Genomic DNA, 17,355 nt, shown 5'->3' with positions numbered 1-17,355 from the left:
GCAGCGCCCCGCGGTCGCGTAAGCGCGGCCTTCACGCCTTGCGATCATCCGGCGCCGCGTTCCCCGACGTCTCGGGGAACGCGGCGCCGACGACGTTCCGCACCTGGGCCCGCAGCCACGCATGCCCGGGGTCGGCGTCGTGGCGCGGGTGCCACGCCTGCGACAGCGTCATCTCCGGCAGCTCGAACGGCAGCGGGAACGTCACCAGCCCCAGCGCCTCGTACATCGGCCGGGTGAGCCGCTCCGCCGTCAGCCCCACCAGCTCCGACTCCCGCACCGCCAGCAGCATCGCGCCGAACGTCGGCACCGAGCCCGCCACCCGCCGCGACAGCCCCATGGCGGCCAGCAGCTCGTCCACCGGCCCCGCGCCACGGCCGCGCCTGCTCGCGATCACGTGCTCGGCCGCCGCCAGCCGCTCGGGCGTGACCGGGCCGTCGAGCAGCGGATGCCCGGGACGTACGACGCCGACCGGCCGGTCGACGAGCAGCGGCTCCACCCGCGTCTCCGGCTCCGGGTCGGCGATCGCCGCCAGCACCAGGTCGGCGCTGCCCCGGCGCAGCGCGGGCTCGTCCTCGTGCCCCTCGGGGATGAAGTGAAAGCGCACACCCGGCGCCGCCGCCCGCACCTCGGTCAGCAGCGGCACGCTGAGCGCCGTGATCATCGCGTCGGACGCCATGATCACGAACCGCCGCTCCAGCGTGGCCGGATCCGGCTCCTCCTGCGGCGTCAGCACCCTGCGCGCCGCCTCCACCAGCGCCCGCACCTCGCCGTGCACGGCCAGCGCCCGCGGCGTCGGCACCATCTGCCGCCCCGACCGCACCAGCACGGGATCGCCCATCGCCCGGCGGATGCGACCCAGCGTGCGGCTCATCGCCGGCTCCGACAGGTGCAGCCGTCGTGCGGCGGCCGAGACGCTGCCCTCCTCCAGCAGCGCGTCCAGCGCGATCAGCAGGTCGAGGCTAGGTTGCGTTTGACGCATATATCACCTGATGAAGATGCATTTGAGGTCATGTCCGGTCCGAGTCTACGGTGAAGCCCGCGGGAGGCCTCCGCCCACCTTCACCCTTCTCTGACCGGGGGTTCTGCATGCCTGCAACCGCTTCCATGACCGGCCCTGATACGGGCCATCCCGCGCGTACGCGGATCACCGCCCTCATGGCCGCCTCCGTGATCGTCGCGGTCTCCCTGGTGGCCGCCGTCAACCTGGCCATCCCCGTGCTGCTCGCCAGCGAGCTGCGCCCGTCGCCGGCCCAGCTCACGTGGATCGTCGACGCGTACGTCATCGTCTTCGCCTGCCTGCTCATCCCCGCGGGCGCGGCGGGCGACCGCTACGGGCGCAAGGGCGTGCTGCTGACCGGGCTCGGCGTGTTCGCGGCCGGCTGCCTGGCCGCCGCGCTCGCGCCGGGCACCGGCACGCTCATCGCCGCCCGCGCGCTGAGCGGCGCGGGAGCCGCCCTCATCATGCCCTCCTCGCTGGCCCTGACCGTCGGCGCGCACCCCGCCGCCCTGCGCGGCCGGGCCGTCGCCACCTGGACCGCCGCCACCGGCGTCGCGGGCGTCGCCGGCAACCTCGGCGGCGGGCTGATCATGGAGTACCTGCCGTGGCGGGCGCTGTTCGCCGTGCCAGGCGCTGCCGGCCCTCGTGCTCGCGGCACTGGTGGCCGCCGTGGTGCCGCGCGCGCCCCGGCACCCCGCCGCACTCGGCCTCACCGGTACGGCGCTGCTCACCGCCGCCTCCGTGGCCCTGCTCGCGGGCATCATCGAAGGCCCGGACGCCGGGTGGGCGAGCGGGCCGACGCTCGGCGCGTTCGGGGCGGCCGCCGTGCTCTTCGCGGTGTTCGTCGCCCACCAGCTCCGCGCCCGCGCGCCACTGCTCGACCCGCGCCTGTTCGCCTCCGCGCGGCTGCGGGCCGGCACGCTCGGCATCGCGGTGACCTTCTTCGGGCTGTTCGCGCTGTTCTTCGTCAACGCCCGCTACCTGCAGGAGGTCAAGGGCTTCTCGCCGCTGCTGACCGCCGTGGCGATCTTGCCGGTCGCCGTCCCCATGATCACCATCACCCGGATGGCGGGCCGCTTCCGCCCGCGCGCCGCCGTCGCGGCCGGACTCGCCGGGAACGCTGCGGGCCTAGCGCTGCTGTCGTTCGCCGACGCCGCCATGCCGTACCCCGTCTACGCCGCCGGGCTGATCGTCATGGGCGCCGCCATGGGACTCTCCGTGCCCGTGCTGTCGCACGAGATCATGGCGGCGCTGCCGCGGGAGCGCGCGGGGCTCGGCTCCGGGCTCAACAGCGCCACCCGCGAGCTGGGCAGCGCCGTCGGGGTGGCCGTCATGAGCACGGTCATGACCGCGTACGGGATGGGCGCGGGCTTTCGCGTGGTCGCCGCCGTCGTGCTGGCGGGCGGACTGCTGACCGGCTGGTGGCTCAGGACAGGTGCGCGCGGATCTGCCTGATGTGCTCGGGCGTCGTACGGCAGCAGCCGCCGATCAGCGACGCGCCCGCCTGCTGCCACTCCTTGGCCGCCTGGCCGAACTCCACCGGGTCGGCCAGGCCCGTCCATCGGTGGTCGCCGGCGTCCCACGTCTCGCCCGAGTTCGGGTAGACCACCACGGGCAGCCCGCCCGACAGGCAGCCGATGAGGCTCGGGATGTGGCGCGGGGCCGTGCAGTTGACGCCCACGGCCACCACCTGCGGGTTGCCGCCGAACAGGGCGGCCGCCTCGGCGATCGGCGTGCCGTCGCTCAGCCGCTCGCCGTCGCGGCACGAGAAGCTCACCCACGCCTTCACCCCCTGCGTGGCGGCCAGCAGCCGGGCGAGCGCCCGCGCCTCGGGGTAGGACGGGATCGTCTCGCAGGCCAGCAGATCCGCCCCGGCGCCGGCGAGGATCTCCCAGCGGGGGCGGTGCCAGGCGTACAGGCCGTCCTCGTCGAGGTCGTAGTCGCCGGTGTACTCGGCGCCGTTGGCCAGATAGGCGCCGTACGGTCCCACCGAGGCCGCCACCAGGCCGCGCCCGTGCTCGTCGCGGGCCTGCGCCGCCAGCTCGACCGACAGCCGCAGCAGCCGCTCCGCCTGGGCGGCGTCGAGCCCGCGCCGCGCGAAGCCCGGCAGCGTCGCCTGGTAGCTGGCCGTGGTCGCCACGTCCGCGCCCGCGGCGAAATAGCACGCGTGCGCCCGCCGGATCAGCTCCGGCTCCTCCACCAGCAGCCGCGCCGACCACAGCTCGTCGCGCAGGTCGGCGCCGAGGCTTTCGAGCTGGGTGGCCAGCCCTCCGTCCAGGACAAGAGTCGTCACCCGTTCAGCCTACGAGCCGCCGCGCGTGCCCGGCGCGCCTCCCGGCGTGCGCGTGGCCGATGGCCGAGCGGAGCTGCGGCCTGATCCGGTGCGCTTCCGGAAGCCGCCCGTCGCTCCTCGCCCGAGTCCCGGGCCGCCTCGTCAGCCGCGCTTCCAGAAGGGGCCGCGGGGACGAGGGCCGCCGGGCCCGCCGCCGGAGCCCGGGTCGCCGCCAGGACCGGCGCCGGAGGCCGGGTCGCCGCCAGGACCGGCGCCGCCCGCCGGGGGAGTGGCGGAGGAGCCGGTGAGCGCGGCGAGGACCTGGACGGCGCGCTCGTGCAGGGCCTGGGCGTCCGTGCCCGGCCGCTCGGCCGCCGCCAGCTCCTCCGCCAGCCGCTCCAGCTCCTCGTTCCCCCCGAGGTACGCCGCCAGCGCCTGCAAGCGGGTGCCCAGGTCGGCCAGGTAGAGCAGGTCGGGTGCGGGCATGGCCGTCAGCCGGTCGAGCTCGGCGAGAAGCTGGGGACGTACCGACTCCAGCCGCCCGCCGGCCGCCCGGCCGCGGCCACCCCGGCCGAACCTGCCGGCGACGGGGCCGCCACCGGAGCCTCGCCCGCCTGCCGTGCGGCCGCGCGCCACACCCGAGCGGCCGTAAGCCGTTCGGCCTCCAGCAGGACTCCCAGGCCCGGATGCGGGGGCGGGCGGGCCTCCGGCGAAGAAGCCCTGCTCGGCCTGGATGCCCAGCCCCGGCTGCGGCACACGCATGCCGGACGGGCTCGCGGGCGCGGCGGCCAGCATCACGTTCGCCCCGAACGCGCCCATCCCCGGCGACTGCGGCATCTCCCATCCGCTCGGCGGCTCGACGGGCTGGATGACGCGGTGCTCCGGCCCCTCGCCGGCGACCTGCCGGGTGTCCACCGCCACGTACGCGGTGAACCGGCAGAGCACGCCGTACTCCAGCGAGGTGCGCACGATGCGCTCCTCCAGGTCGTGCTCGCCCATGGCGTACCGGTCCTCCAGCTCCCGCAGATGGGCGCGGGCCCACACCGCACGCAGGGCCGGGTTGTCCACGGTGACGCCGTCCACGCGCTCCTCCCACGGCCCCTGCGAGGTGAGCCCCCGCACGGTCACCGATGAGCCCTCGCGGTAGCGCCCGTACGCGCGCAGCGGCACCCCCGGGAAGATCGACCCCAGGTGGGTGACGGTGTCCGGCTCGACGCCGAGGTCCTTGAGCGCCAGGTCGGTGACCAGGGGAGCGCCGATCCTGCGGTGAATGTGGTCCATGGCCGCGTCGAGCCGGTCCTCCGACTCGACCAGCTCGCACCGGCCCGCGCCGAGCCCCGCGAGGCGGCCGAGGAACCCGGCGTTCACCGCGCGGTCGATGCCCACCGTGTGCACGCGCATGGCCGACAGCGCGCCGCCCGCCTGCTCCAGGATCTGGTCCTCGTTGCCGACCTGGCCGTCGGTGACGAGCACGACGACCCGCTCGCGGCCCTCGGCGCGGCCGTCGAGCAGCGCGATGGCCCGCCGCAGCGGTTCGAGCATCTCGGTGCCGCCCCTGGCGTCCACCCCGGCCAGGTGCTCGACCGCGCGGTAGCGGTTGCGGTCGGACGCCTCGGCCAGCCCCTCGAACGCCTCCTCGACCACCGAGTCGAACGTCAGCACCGCGAACCTGTCCTGCGCGGTCAGCGTGTCGACGATGCGGGCGGCGGCCCTGCGGGCGCACACCATCTTCCAGCCGCCCATGCTGCCGGAGCGGTCGAGCAGCAGCACCACGTCGCGCGGCGCGCGGGCGGCCTGCAGCGGCGGCGGCAGCACGGTCAGCGCGAACGTGCCCCGCCCGTCCAGCTGCAGCGCCGTGGACGCGTCGAACGACAGCCGCAGCACGAAGTCGCGGTCGAGCCGCTCGCCGGGCCGCAGCCGCACCGTGCGCCCGCCGTCCGCGCCGCCCTCCTCCTCGACCACGTGCAGGCTGGAGGCGAGCTCGCGCAGCTCGAGACCGGCCGCGTCCACCGTGGCGGCCAGCGACAGCCGTACGGGGTTGGGGAAGCCGGGCAGCAGCACCGGCGGGCTGATCCTGGAGGCGTCGGGCACGGCGCCGGTGTCGGGTGCCGTGCCGTCACCGGCGGCAGGCCCGTCGATCGGGCTGCCGGGGATGTAGCGCGGCGCCACCACCAGCGGGAACCTGAACGTGGCCGCGCCGTCCTCGTACGGGAGCGGCTGGCTCATGCTCAGGTGCACCGAGACGCGCTCGCCCGGCAGGATGTTGCCGACCCTGATCGTGAACACGTCGGGCCGGTCCTCCTCGGCGATCGCGGCCCGCTTACCCTCGCGCAGCGCCTGGTCGTAGTCGGCCCTGGCCTGGCCGCGCTCCTTGAGCACGCCTTCCACGACCCGGTCGTCGGCCTCCATGCGGAAGCCGGTCACCGCAGCCCTGTCCGGCAGCGGGAAGACGTACGTGGCCTCCAGGGTCACGTCGTACGGGTTCGTGAAGCCCTGCGTGACCTCGACCCCGGCGACGAGACCCGTGATGCCGGCGGCCACGTCCACGCTCTCCAGCGGCAGGTTGCCGCGCTCGGTCCGCAGCGCGCCGAACCCGGCGTCCGGCACCGGCAGGCACCGCGCGGGCTCCAGCGAAGTGATCTTCATGTCAGCTCCCTCTCTTCGAGCACCGCGAGCAGCGGCCCGGCCGCCGCCAGCACCGCATGAACGTCCTCGTCGGTCAGCGCCCGGCCCTCGTCGAGCACCAGCCGCACCCCGTCGGCCAGCTTGACCCCCCTCATCGCCACGGCCCCGGCCTCCCGCCCGTTCACGGGTGCCCGCCGCGCGGCCCGGGAGCCCGCATGTTCGGCGTCCCGCCCGTTCACGTCGGCCCGAGGGGCCGTGTGCTCGGCCGCAGGCGTGTGCCGCGCGGCCGGAGAACCCGCGGGCTCGGGCCTTGCGGCCGTGGGGTCCGCCGGCTCCAGCAGCAGGCGACCGGCGGCGGCGTCCGGTCCCTCCGGTCGGCTACCCGGGCGCTCCGCCCAGAACCGCGTCCGTCCCGTGAGCGGCCGGGCGCTCACGGCCGGCTCTCCGGTGGGGCAGGCGCCGTCGCGGACGGCTTCGGGAACGGTCTCCGGGCGCGGCAGATGCAGTCCGGAGACCGCCTCCAGGGTGTGATCTTCAGCACCCGCGAGCGCCGTCTGGATCTCGGCGATCGAATGGCCGGCCGCCTGCATGCGCTTGATCGCCACGAGCTGGAGGAGGTGGCGGCGGCCGTAACGGGCGACTCTGCCGCGCCGGGTCAGCGGCGGATCAACGAGCCCGATCGTCGTATACCACCTGATCAGCCGCTCGCTGGGCACGTCGCGGACCCGGCCGTTGACAGGTGCCGCCGCGCCGTCGCGCAGGGCGCGGGCCGCGTGCTCGGCCAGCTCGCCGATGGTCCAGGTCTCGCCCATACCTCCACATTGACACTGTCATTATTGCAGTGTCAATGTCTCCGGCCCGGAAGAAGCGGAGGGGGAGATTGGTTGGGGGCAGGTGTAAACACCGACAGGCGGGGAGGAAAGTAGTCATGGCTACCATCACCGGACCTCTTACGGACGACGCCAAGAACACCGTCGTCCAAGCTCTCCAAGGCGCCCTCGTCGACCTCATCGACCTCACCCTGGTCGCCAAGCAGTTCCACTGGAACCTCATCGGCTCCCACTTCCGACCCATCCACCTGCAGCTCGACGAGCTCGTCTCCATCGCGAGGGAGCACGCCGACACCGTCGCCGAGCGCGTGGTCGCCCTGGGGGCCAACCCCGACGGCCGCGCCGCCACCGTCGCCCGCGACACCAAGCTCCAGCAGCCCGAGGGCGGCTGGCAGGAGGACGGCAAGGTCGTGGCGGCCATCACCGAGATCCTCAGCGGCATCAGCAAGCGCATGTACGAGCGCATCGAGGCCACCGACGAGCCCGACCCGGTCAGCCAGGACCTGCTCATCGCCGTGGCGAAGGAGATCGACAAGCAGCACTGGATGTTCCAGGCGCAGCGCTGACCCACCACGGCACCACCGGCTCACGGCGGGCGGGCGCCGTACGACGAAGGAGAGCCCGGGCACGCGGCCCGGGCTTTCGCATGCCCGGAGGCGATGGCACGCCGAGGTTTTCCCGCCCGATCGCAGGAAGGCGGGAAACGATTCCATCGTCACGTACGGTGACGCTCGCCCCCGGCGGGGGCGGGCCTCCTCCCGGAACGATGCACGGAGCGTCACGGCCCGGCCGATCACAGGCGGGGTTTGCGGATTGTTTGATTACCCGAGTCCCTGCCATTCATGTCCGTGCGGTCGACTAGCGTGGCACCTAGAGGGAGGCCCCACGATGTCGCACAAGACTCTCCTCCGCACGGGCCCGCTCTTGCCGGGCGGCATCAGCCCGTACGGTCCGCTCGGACTGCCGGGTCCCGACGGCCTGGCGCTGCCCCCGGGGTTCACCGGCCGGGTGGTGGCCCGCAGCGGTGCGAAGGTCGCCGGTCTGACCTGGCACGCCGCCCCCGACGGCGGCGCCTGTTTCCCCGACGGCGACGGCTGGATCTACGTGTCCAACTCCGAGCTGCCCCTGCTCGGCGGCGCGTCGGCGCTGCGCTTCCGCCCCGACGGCAGCATCGGCGACGCCTACCGGATCCTCTCCGGCACCGATCTCAACTGCGCGGGCGGCGCCACGCCGTGGAACACCTGGCTGTCGTGCGAGCTCGGCCACCGCGGTCGCGTCTTCGAATGCGACCCGTACGGCGCCCGCGCCGCGCGCCCCCGCCTGGCGATGGGCCGGTTCAAGCACGAGGCCGCCGCCTGCGACCCCGAGCGGCGGGTGATCTACATGACGGAGGACGAGCCCGACGGGTGCTTCTACCGGTTCCGGCCGAGCGACTGGGGCGACCTGACGGAGGGCACGCTCGAGGTGCTGTGCGAGTCGGGCCGCTGGGAGCCGGTGCCCTCGCCGGCCGCCCTGCTCAAGGAGGCCCGCCACCAGGTCGACGACGCCCGCCACTTCGACGGCGGCGACGCCTGCCACTACGCGGGCGGGGTGTGCTACTTCACCACCAAGGGCGACACCGGCCTGTGGGCCTACGACGCGCAGACCTCCACGCTCGACCGGCTCTGCGAGGGCGTGCGCGCCATCACCGCCGCGCCGTCCGGTGACCTCTACGTCGCCAGGGAGCGCCCCGAGATCGACGTGATCGCGCCCGACCGTGCGGTCACGCCGTTCCTGCGGCTGGAGGGCCACGACGGGGCGGAGCTGACCGGGCTGGCGTTCTCGCCGGACGGGCAGCGGCTCTACTTCTCGGCCAGGCGCGGCCGCACCGAGGGCCAGACGTTCGAGGTCACCGGCCCGTTCCGCCCCTGACCAGCGGGCCGGCGGCGGTCCGGGCACCGGCGCTCACGCGGAGCCGGCCGCGGGTGGCGTGGACAGGTCGAGCGTCCACATCTCCTCCACCAGCTCGATCCCGTTCTCCGAGCCCTTCTCCGACGACTCCAGCTCGAACCCGGCCGCCCGGTAGATGCGCCGCGCGCTGGTCAGGCAGTCGCGGGTCCACAGCGTGATGCGCCGGTAGCCCTCGGCGCGGGCGTGCCGTACGCACTCGTCCACCAGCCGCCGCCCGATGCCGAGGCCGCGCGCCCACGGCTCGACCAGCAGCAGGCGCAGCTTGGCGGTCTCGTCGTCCTGCCGCATGCAGAAGATGCACCCGGCCCGCTCGCCGTCCACCTCGGCGATCCAGCCGGTGTCGTGCGCGGGGTCGAACCCGGCCACGATCCCGGCGACGAGCTGTTCGAACGCGGTGCCCCAGCCGTACTCGGCGCTGTAGAGCTCGCCGTGCCGGTAGGCGACCCAGCCGAGGTCGCCGGTGCGCGGCGGCCTGATCACGTACGAGCGCCGCTCCCGCGTCCCGTCGAGCACCTGCCGGATCGTCGCCATGCCCTCGACCAGCCGCGCCTGGTCCCCGTCGGACAGCCCGCCGAGCAGCTGCTCGATCTCCTCGCCGGAGCGCCGGTCGAGCGCGGCGAAGACCTCCGCGCCCTTCGGGGTGAGGCTGACGAGCTGCTTGCGCCCGTCGGACTCCGAGCGCTCGCGCTCCACGAGCCCGTCGTTGCCGAAGCGGGTGAGGATGCGGCTGAGGTAGCCCGCGTCCAGGCCGAGCAGCGCGCGCAGCTCGCCGGTCTCCAAGCGGCCGGCCTGCGCCAGCTCGAAGAGCACGCGCACCTCGGTCAGCGAGTACGGCGAGTCGAGCAGCCCCGCCTGGAGCGCGCCGATCACCTTCGTATAGAACCGGTTGAAGGCTCTGACCTGAGAAACCCTTGCCTCTGTCAACGAACTCATTGCCTTAGTCAACCATAGGAGGATCCCCGCTGTGAAGCACGTGCGCATTGGCGGATACGGTCCCGGCATCGTCACGATCGGCGATGGTGAGGCACGCGGCCTCGCACGGGTGACGGCACCGTCGTTCCTGGCCGCCCACCCGACGCTCCCGGTGCTGTACGCCGTGGGCGAGCTCGAACGCGGCTGGCTCACCGCCCTGGAGGTCACCGGCGAGCTGACCCCGTTCGACGAGCGCCCGAGCGAGGGCCACAGCCCGTGCCACGTCGCGGTGGACCCCACCGGCACGCTGCTCGCGGCGGCCAACTACGGCGACGGCACCGCCGTGATCTGTCACCTCGACGAGCGTGGCGCGTTCTCCGGTGAGCCGATCGTGCTGCGCAACGAGGGCTCGGGCCCGAACGCCGAGCGCCAGGAGGGCCCCCACGCCCACCAGTGCGTCTTCCACGACGGCCTGCTGCACGTCTCCGACCTCGGCACCGACGAGATCCGCCGCTACCGGCCCGACGGCACCCGGCTGGAGCCGATCAGGCTGAGCCCCGGCACGGGCCCGCGCCACTTCGCGTTCGCGGGCGGCCGCCTGTACGTCGCGGGCGAGCTCGACGGCACCGTCACCCTCATCGAGGGCGAGCGCCGCACCACCGTGCCCGCCTCGCAGCAGGACGGCGCCAACGCGCCCTCGCACCTCCAGGTCGAGGGCGACCTCGTCTACGTCGCCAACCGCGGCCCCAACACCGTCACCGTGCTGCGCGCCGGCGACCTGTCGCGGGTGGCCGAGGTGCCGACGGGCGGCGACTGGCCCCGCCACTTCGCCATCGACGGCGAGGTGATGTACGTGGCCAACCAGTACGCGAACAAGGTCACCCGCTTCGCCCTGCGCGACGGGGTGCCCGAGCCAGACGGCACCTCGTACGAGGTGGACAGTCCCGCCTGCGTGCTGATCGTGTAAGGAGTTCACCAAGTCGCCGCCGATCCGGAGGGCGGGCCCCGACCATGGCCTCGTGCGCAAGGTGCCCGTCGTCGCCGCCCTCCTCGTCGTGCTCGCCGCCGGCTGTGGCGAGCCGCCTCCGTCCGCGCCCGTCCCCGTCGATCCGCGGATCCCGACCGAGCTGGACGTGCAGGAGTCCTGGCGGATCACCAGGCTCGGCGCGGACCACGAGATCGAGGGGTACGCCGACCGGGTGAGCGTGCTGCCCGGCCAGCCGCTGCGCCTGCACGTCTCGACGACCGCGCCCCGCTTCACCGCCCGCGCCTTCCGCATGGGCGCCAACCCGGCCAAGGTGTGGGAGTCCGACCCGGTCAAGGGCACGCGGCAGCCGCCCGCCAAGGTCGTGGACGGCATGGTCACCGCCGCCCACTGGCCGCCCTCCCTGACCGTGGACACCACGGGCTGGCCGGAGGGGTCGTACCTCATCAGGCTCGACGCCTCCACCGGCGCCCAGCGGTACGTGCCCGTCACCGTGCGCTCGGCCTCCACCGTCGGCCGCGTGGTGCTGGTGAACGCGGTCACCACCTGGCAGGCGTACAACCTGTGGGGCGGGCGCAGCCTCTACACGGGCCCGGGCGGGTACGCCGGCAGGTCGCGCGCCGTCACCTTCGACCGCCCGTACGACGGCGTCGGCGCCCGCCTCTTCCTCGACTTCGAGAAGGAGGTCATGGCGGTCGCCGAGAAGAGCGGCGTGCCGCTCGCGTACCTCACGAACCTCGACCTCGTGCCGGGCGCGCTCGACGGCGCCCGCGCGGTGATCTCGCTCGGCCACGACGAGTACTGGACGCCCGGCATGCGCCAGGTCGTCACCCGCGCCAGGGACAGCGGCACCAACCTGGCCTTCCTCGGCGCCAACGCCGTCTACTGGCGCATCGCCGTGCACGGCAGGACCGTCGCCTGCGACAAGGAGAGCCAGTGCCGGCTCTGGCGCGACACCCGCCCGGAGAGCGCGCTGGTGGGCCAGATGTACGACTGCTTCCCCGCCGAGGGCGCCTACCGCGTCACCAGGCCGGATCACTGGATCTTCGCCGGGACGAAGGGCCGCGTCTTCCCCGGGCTGGTCGGCGTGGAGACCGACCGGGTCTCGCGCGGCTCGCCCGCGGGGGTGCAGGTGCTGGCCGAGTCGCCGTTCTCGTGCGGCGGGCGGCCCACCGTCGCGCACAGCACCTACTACACGGCGCCGAGCGGGGCCGGCGTGTTCGCCTCCGGCACGATGCGCTGGGTGTGCGGGCTGCGCGGCAAGCGCTGCGGCCACGGCGTCACCGACGACGCCGCCGCCTTCACCCGCCGCGCCACCATCAACATCCTCACCCGCTTCGCCCAGGGCCCCGCAGGCCGAGCGTGAGCCTTCGCCCAGCGCTCTATGGGGCGAGCCTGAGCCTTGGCCCAGGTCCCGTGTGGCGAGCCTGAGCCCAGTCCTCAGCCCGGTCAGGTGTGGCGGGCGGCCGTGCGGGTCAGCTCGACGGCGGCCCGCCAGCGCGCGTACGCCGCCTCGTCCCGCTCACCGGGCTCGAAGCGCCGGTCGAGGAGCCACGTCTCGCGCAGCTCCGCCTCCGACCCCCACACGCCCGCTCCGAGCCCGGCCAGGAACGCCGCGCCCAGCGCCGTGGTCTCCTGCACGGCCGGCCGCTCCACGGCGGTGCCGAGCTGGTCGGCCTGGAACTGCATGAGCAGGTCGTTGGCGCTGGCACCGCCGTCGGCCTTGAGCACCGGCACCGACCCGGCCGTCATCGACTCCACCACGTCGCGCACCTCGAACGCGATGGCCTCCAGCGTCGCCCTGACCAGGTGCGCCCGCGTCGTGCCGCGCGTGATGCCGGTGATCAGCCCGCGCGCGTCCGGCTCCCAGTGCGGCGCGCCGAGGCCGGTCAGCGCGGGCACGAACACCACGCCGCCGCTGTCGGGCACCGTGCGCGCCACCGCCTCCGATTCCGGCGCGGTGCCGATCAGCCCGAGCCCGTCGCGCAGCCACTGCACCGCCGCGCCGGTGACGAAGATCGACCCCTCCACCGCGTACGTGCGCTCGCCGGACGGCGTCTGCCAGGCGACCGTGGTCAGCAGCCCGTTCTCCGGCCTGGTGATCTTGTCGCCGATGTTGGCCAGCACGAACGAGCCGGTGCCGTAGGTGCACTTCACATCGCCCACGTCGAAGCAGGTCTGCCCGAACAGCGCCGCCTGCTGGTCGCCGGCCACCCCGCTGATCGGCACGTCGAGCCCGAGGAAGACGGACGGATCCGTACGCCCGAGCGGCCCGTAGTTGGGCACGATCTCCGGCAGCGCCCGCTCGGGCACGCCGAACAGCTCGCACAGCTCCGGCTCCCAGCCGCCGGACGCGAGCCCGTACAGCAGGGTGCGGGAGGCGTTGGACGGGTCGGTCACGTGCTGCGCGCCCGCCGTCAGCCTGGCGATGAGGTAGGAGTCCACCGTCCCCACGGCGATGTCGCCGGACTCGACGCCCGCCCACACCCCGGGGTCGTGCTCGGCCAGCCAGGTGAGCTTGGTGGCGGTGAAGTACGGGTCGAGCCGCAGCCCGGTCAGCTCGCTCACCCGCGGCTCATGACCGGCGTCGCGCAGCCGCACGCACAGCCCGGCGGTGCGGCGGTCCTGCCAGACGATGGCCCGGCGCGGCGCGGCCAGCGTGTGGCGGTCCCACAGCACGGCGGTCTCGCGCTGGTTGGTGATGCCGACGCAGGACGGCCGCAGCGAGGTGCCGCGCAGCGCGGCGGCGCAGGCCGACAGCGTGGCCTGCCAGATGTCCTCGGGATTGTGCTCGACCCAGCCGGGCTCGGGGAAGTGCTGGGCGAACTCCTCGTATCCCTTGCTCGCCACGCTTCCGTCCTCGGCGACGACGAGCGCCGTCACTCCCGTCGTCCCGGCGTCGATGGCCAATACGCTCACGAAAACTCCTCCTCGATCGATGGCGGCACGAGCGGGCGCCCAGGTTTCATTCCCCAGCCTCGCGTTTGGTCTAGACCACTGCGTGTGATGCCGGGCACAATGCGAGTCTGACACTAGGTCTGGTTCGTGACCCCTATCGGGAGGAACCCGCCATGCGTATTGGAGTGCTCACCGGAGGCGGCGACTGCCCCGGCCTCAACGCCGTCATCAGGGCAGTGGTGCGTAAGGGGGTGAGCGTCTACGGGCACGAGTTCGTCGGCTTCCGTGACGGCTGGCGCGGCCCCCTCGAAGGCGACACGATGCCACTTGACATCCAGGCCGTGCGCGGCATCCTCCCGCGCGGCGGCACCATACTCGGCTCCTCCCGCACCAACCCGATGAAGATCGAGGGCGGTGTCGACCGGATCAAGGAGAACCTCGCCGCGACCGGCGTGGACGCGCTCATCGCCATCGGCGGCGAGGACACCCTCGGCGTCGCCAAGCAGCTCTACGACCGCGGCGTCCACGTCGTGGGCGTGCCCAAGACCATCGACAACGACCTGTCCGGCACCGACTACACCTTCGGCTTCGACACTGCCGTCAACATCGCGACCGAGGCCATCGACCGGCTGCACACCACCGCGGAGTCCCACCACAGGGCGCTCATCTGCGAGGTCATGGGCCGCCACGCCGGCTGGATCGCGCTGCACGCGGGCATGGCGGGCGGCGCCAACGTCATCCTCATCCCGGAGAAGCCGTTCGACATCGACCGCGTCTGCGAATATGTCGAGTCCCGCTTCCGCACCCGCTACTCGCCGATCATCGTGGTCGCCGAGGGCGCGCACCCGGTCGAGGGCCAGATGGCGCTGCAGACCAGCACGCTCGACGCGTTCGGCCACGTCCGGCTCGGCGGCATCGGCGAGGTGCTGGCCAAGGAGATCGAGAAGCGCACCGGTAAGGAGGCCCGCACCACCGTGCTCGGCCACATCCAGCGCGGCGGCACCCCCACGGCCTACGACCGGGTGCTCGCCACCAGGTTCGGGCTGCAGGCCATCGACGCGGCGCACGAGGGCGACTACGGCAAGATGGTCGCGCTGCGCGGCACCGACATCGTCCGCGTCGGGCTCGACGAGGCCACGGCCGAGCTCAAGACCGTGCCGGTCGAGCGGTACGAAGAGGCCGAGGTGTTCTTCGGCTGACTGTAAGCGGCCTGCAAGCGCGCGGCCGTACCGTCGGGGTCAGCGGGGTCAACCGCTACAACCCCCTCAGGGTACGGCCTGCGCCGCGACACGTCGGCGGCCCACCTGTGCGTCGCAGGCCGTACTCATGACATAGATCGACCGTGGGGCGTGCCGGAGAGATCGGTCTCGGCACGCCCTCCGCGTTCGCGCGGCGCGCCCGCGAGGCCCGCCGGCCTTCTCGCCGCCGTCTTCTGTCGTCCCGGCGTTCGCCCGCTCACCGGCGCCTGCTGCGCATCGGCTGCTGCCGGGCGGCGGGCTGCGGCTGGGCGGCCTGCATCGGCTGCTGCTGCCTGGGCTGCGCCGGTTGCATCGGCTGCATCGGCTGCGGCCAGGCGACCGGGGCCGCGAGCGGGGCGGAGGCCCCCGCCGGGTAGGTCAGCTGCTGCTGTTGCTCGGAGTTGCGGCGGCGCTCCTCCAGCTTGGCGAGCAGCTCGGCGTCCTCGCTCAGCTCCTCCTCGGAGGGGGACAGGATCACCATGAGCAGCATGGTCAGCGTGATCAGGCTGATCACGGTCATGAGCGGGACGAGGAAGTCCAGGGCGTCGGCGCCGAGCACCTCGCCGGGCTGCGGGTCCACCGTGACGTGCATCGCGAACATGCCGGTGTAGTGCATGCCGGCGACCGCGAGGCCCATGACGAGGGCGGCGCCGGTGATCCAGATGGGCTTCTTGACCCGGGTGGTGAACCAGAGCGCGACGGTGGCCGCCACGACCGCGATGACGACGGAGAGGCCGACGAGCAGGCGGTCGTAGGAGACGCGGGCCGACATGTTCATCGCGTACATGCCGAGGTAGTGCATGGAGGCCACGCCGAGGCCGGTGAGCAGGCCGCCGCCCAGCAGCGCGGGCAGCCGGCCGTTGCCGTAGGAGACGAGGAACAGGCCGGTGCCGACGACCACGACCGCCACGAGGGCCGAGGCCGCGGTGAGCCAGACGTCGTACTTGATCTGGGTGCCCTCCACCTGGAAGCCCATCATGGCGATGAAGTGCATGACCCAGATACCCGTGCCGCCGATGGAGACGGCCGCGCCCAGCAGCCAGCGCACGCGTGCTCCGCCGCGTGAAGCGTGCGCCTGGGCGGTCAGCCGCAGCCCGAGCATCGAGCCGATGCAGGACATGACGTACGCGAGCAGCGGCGTGAGCAGTCCGTAGGTGAAGTGGTCCACAGCGGAGGTCATCTATCGGTCCTTGCGAATTAGGGGTCCACGGATTTTGCCATCCTGGATGTCCTATTCGCATGGATATTGCAACTATCTGTCAACTTAACCGGTCGGGAACATGAGAAGTGCTCACAGCTGAGTGATCTCCGCAGGCGAGCGAGCCGCAGTCCGGCGCGGACTAAACTCAAGACGTCGCGACGTTGCCATCAACGGCCGCGTTTCCCCATCTTCCCGGAGGTTCCACCATGACGATGTCCGCCCTGGGCGAGCCGTGCGTTCTGCTCAAGCTGGGCGAGATCGTCCTCAAGGGCAAGAACCGCGAGCTGTTCGAACGCCGTCTGATCGGCAACATCCGTGACGCGCTCAAGAGCGTCGGCGTCCAGGTGGACGTGCGCAGGCGGCACGGCGTCATCGCGATCTTCCTGCCCAAGGGCGCCACCGCCGAGCAGGCCGAGAGCGTCGCTCAGCGCGTCGCCGACGTGCCCGGCCTGGTCTGGATCCACCGCGCCTGGCGCGTCGCCAAAGACCCCGACACGGTGCTCAAGGCCGGTCTCGAGCTGGCCGGTGAGAGCGAGGTGGCCAAGCGCGGCGGCACCTTCGCCGTCCGCTCCCGCCGCCGTGACAAGCGCTTCCCGCTCAGCTCCAACGAGCTCGACCGGCTCGTGGGCGGCGCCATCAACGACGAGTACAAGCTGCCCGTCGACCTGAGCAAGCCCGACCTGACGGTCTTCATCGAGGTCGACAGGGACGAGGTGTTCGTCTTCACCGACGGCATCCCCGGCCAGGGCGGCCTGCCGGTCGGCAGCAGCGGGCGGGCGCTCGTGCTCATGTCGGGCGGCATCGACTCGCCGGTGGCCGCGTACCGCATGATGCGGCGCGGGCTGCACGTCGACTTCCTCCACTTCTCCGGCATCCCGTTCACCACCTCCGAGTCGATCTACAAGGCGTACGCGCTGGTCAAGAAGCTCGACCGGTTCCAGGGGAAGTCGCGGCTGTGGGTGGTGCCGTTCGGCAAGGCCCAGCAGTCGATCCGCAACTCCGGCCAGGACCGCCTGGCGGTGATCGCCCAGCGGCGGCTCATGCTCAAGACCGCAGAAGAGGTCGCCCACCGCATCCACGCCTCGGCGCTGATCACCGGCGACGCGCTCGGCCAGGTGTCCTCCCAGACGCTGGCCAACATCACCGCCCAGGACAACGCGGTCGACCTGCCGATCCTGCGGCCCCTGGTCGGGTGGGACAAGACGGAGATCATGGCCGAGGCGCGGCGCATCGGCACGCTGGAGATCTCCGAGCTGCCCGACGAGGACTGCTGCTCGCTGCTCGCTCCCCGGCGGGCCGAGACCAGGGCCAAGATCGAGGACCTCAAGCAGATCGAGAAGCGGCTCGACGCCGAGGAGCTGTGCGTCCAGCTCGCCGACTCCATCCAGGAGTACACGATCTCAGCCGGCCCGCCCTGAGGCCCACTGAGACCGTCTGAGGCGCCCGG

14 protein-coding genes and 1 pseudogene are annotated in these 17,355 nt (G+C 73.0%); 8 read left to right on the top strand and 7 right to left on the bottom strand.

What is annotated here, in order from left to right; all coding sequences use genetic code 11:
- Positions 1 to 31 precede the first annotated feature (31 nt).
- A complete protein-coding gene (locus WBK31_RS22660; protein WP_364055131.1) occupies positions 32 to 979 on the bottom strand; it encodes a LysR family transcriptional regulator in 948 nt (315 codons plus the stop codon).
- Between the two features lie 107 nt (positions 980 to 1,086).
- Here WBK31_RS22660 and WBK31_RS22655 point away from each other — a divergent pair.
- Positions 1,087 to 1,575 (top strand): annotated as a pseudogene (locus WBK31_RS22655) (MFS transporter); the annotation flags it as partial.
- A gap of 67 nt (positions 1,576 to 1,642) precedes the next feature.
- Positions 1,643 to 2,452 (top strand): MFS transporter, encoded by an 810-nt coding sequence (locus tag WBK31_RS22650; protein ID WP_406673089.1) that lies wholly within the window; start codon positions 1,643 to 1,645, stop codon positions 2,450 to 2,452.
- Here the strand turns inward: WBK31_RS22650 and mmuM are convergent.
- The 3 genes from mmuM to WBK31_RS22635 all read right to left on the bottom strand — a co-directional run bounded on the left by mmuM (position 2,424) and on the right by WBK31_RS22635 (position 6,706).
- A complete protein-coding gene (gene mmuM, locus WBK31_RS22645; RefSeq protein WP_364055122.1) occupies positions 2,424 to 3,290 on the bottom strand; it encodes a homocysteine S-methyltransferase in 867 nt (288 codons plus the stop codon). The genes WBK31_RS22650 and mmuM overlap by 29 nt on opposite strands.
- 141 nt (positions 3,291 to 3,431) lie before the next feature.
- On the bottom strand, positions 3,432 to 5,915 hold the full coding sequence (locus tag WBK31_RS22640) for a VIT domain-containing protein (RefSeq protein WP_364055119.1): 2,484 nt from the start codon (positions 5,913 to 5,915) through the stop codon (positions 3,432 to 3,434).
- The gene (locus WBK31_RS22635) at positions 5,912 to 6,706 is read right to left on the bottom strand and encodes a helix-turn-helix domain-containing protein (protein ID WP_406673088.1); all 795 of its coding nucleotides are present in this window, start codon (positions 6,704 to 6,706) and stop codon (positions 5,912 to 5,914) included. The genes WBK31_RS22640 and WBK31_RS22635 overlap by 4 nt, the downstream gene beginning before the upstream one ends.
- A gap of 116 nt (positions 6,707 to 6,822) precedes the next feature.
- Between WBK31_RS22635 and WBK31_RS22630 the strand changes: the two genes are divergently transcribed.
- Positions 6,823 to 7,290 (top strand): DNA starvation/stationary phase protection protein, encoded by a 468-nt coding sequence (locus WBK31_RS22630; RefSeq protein WP_364055113.1) that lies wholly within the window; start codon positions 6,823 to 6,825, stop codon positions 7,288 to 7,290.
- A gap of 322 nt (positions 7,291 to 7,612) precedes the next feature.
- A complete protein-coding gene (locus tag WBK31_RS22625; protein ID WP_364055110.1) occupies positions 7,613 to 8,635 on the top strand; it encodes an alkaline phosphatase PhoX in 1,023 nt (340 codons plus the stop codon).
- Positions 8,636 to 8,668: 33 nt separating this feature from the next.
- Here WBK31_RS22625 and WBK31_RS22620 read toward each other — a convergent pair whose 3' ends face one another.
- Positions 8,669 to 9,607, bottom strand: a complete 939-nt coding sequence (locus WBK31_RS22620) for a GNAT family N-acetyltransferase (protein WP_406673087.1) — start codon at positions 9,605 to 9,607, stop codon at positions 8,669 to 8,671.
- 31 nt (positions 9,608 to 9,638) lie between these two features.
- Between WBK31_RS22620 and WBK31_RS22615 the strand changes: the two genes are divergently transcribed.
- Positions 9,639 to 10,553, top strand: coding sequence for a lactonase family protein (locus tag WBK31_RS22615; RefSeq protein WP_406673086.1), 915 nt, complete (start codon positions 9,639 to 9,641; stop codon positions 10,551 to 10,553).
- Between the two features lie 52 nt (positions 10,554 to 10,605).
- Positions 10,606 to 11,937: a N,N-dimethylformamidase beta subunit family domain-containing protein gene (locus WBK31_RS22610; RefSeq protein ID WP_364055101.1), complete on the top strand. Its 1,332-nt coding sequence runs from the start codon at positions 10,606 to 10,608 to the stop codon at positions 11,935 to 11,937.
- Positions 11,938 to 12,020: 83 nt separating this feature from the next.
- Here the strand turns inward: WBK31_RS22610 and WBK31_RS22605 are convergent, their stop codons facing one another.
- Complete coding sequence (locus WBK31_RS22605) at positions 12,021 to 13,490, bottom strand: glycerol kinase (protein ID WP_364055098.1); 1,470 nt, start codon at positions 13,488 to 13,490, stop codon at positions 12,021 to 12,023.
- A gap of 152 nt (positions 13,491 to 13,642) precedes the next feature.
- Here WBK31_RS22605 and WBK31_RS22600 point away from each other — a divergent pair, with 152 nt between their 5' ends.
- Positions 13,643 to 14,668, top strand: a complete 1,026-nt coding sequence (locus WBK31_RS22600; RefSeq protein WP_364055095.1) for a 6-phosphofructokinase — start codon at positions 13,643 to 13,645, stop codon at positions 14,666 to 14,668.
- 256 nt (positions 14,669 to 14,924) lie between these two features.
- On the opposite strand, the gene WBK31_RS22595 is transcribed toward WBK31_RS22600, so the two are convergent.
- Positions 14,925 to 15,887, bottom strand: coding sequence for an MHYT domain-containing protein (locus tag WBK31_RS22595; protein ID WP_406673085.1), 963 nt, complete (start codon positions 15,885 to 15,887; stop codon positions 14,925 to 14,927).
- A gap of 227 nt (positions 15,888 to 16,114) precedes the next feature.
- Here WBK31_RS22595 and thiI point away from each other — a divergent pair, with 227 nt between their 5' ends.
- Positions 16,115 to 17,326 carry a tRNA uracil 4-sulfurtransferase ThiI gene (thiI, locus tag WBK31_RS22590; protein ID WP_406673084.1) on the top strand — a complete coding sequence of 404 codons (1,212 nt, stop codon included), beginning with the start codon at positions 16,115 to 16,117 and terminating at the stop codon, positions 17,324 to 17,326.
- Positions 17,327 to 17,355: the final 29 nt, after the last annotated feature.

Origin of the sequence: Nonomuraea sp. N2-4H, from assembly GCF_045291505.1 — a bacterium.
Lineage (GTDB): Bacteria > Actinomycetota > Actinomycetes > Streptosporangiales > Streptosporangiaceae > Nonomuraea > Nonomuraea fastidiosa.
This window is presented reverse-complemented; position numbering and strand designations above follow the sequence as displayed.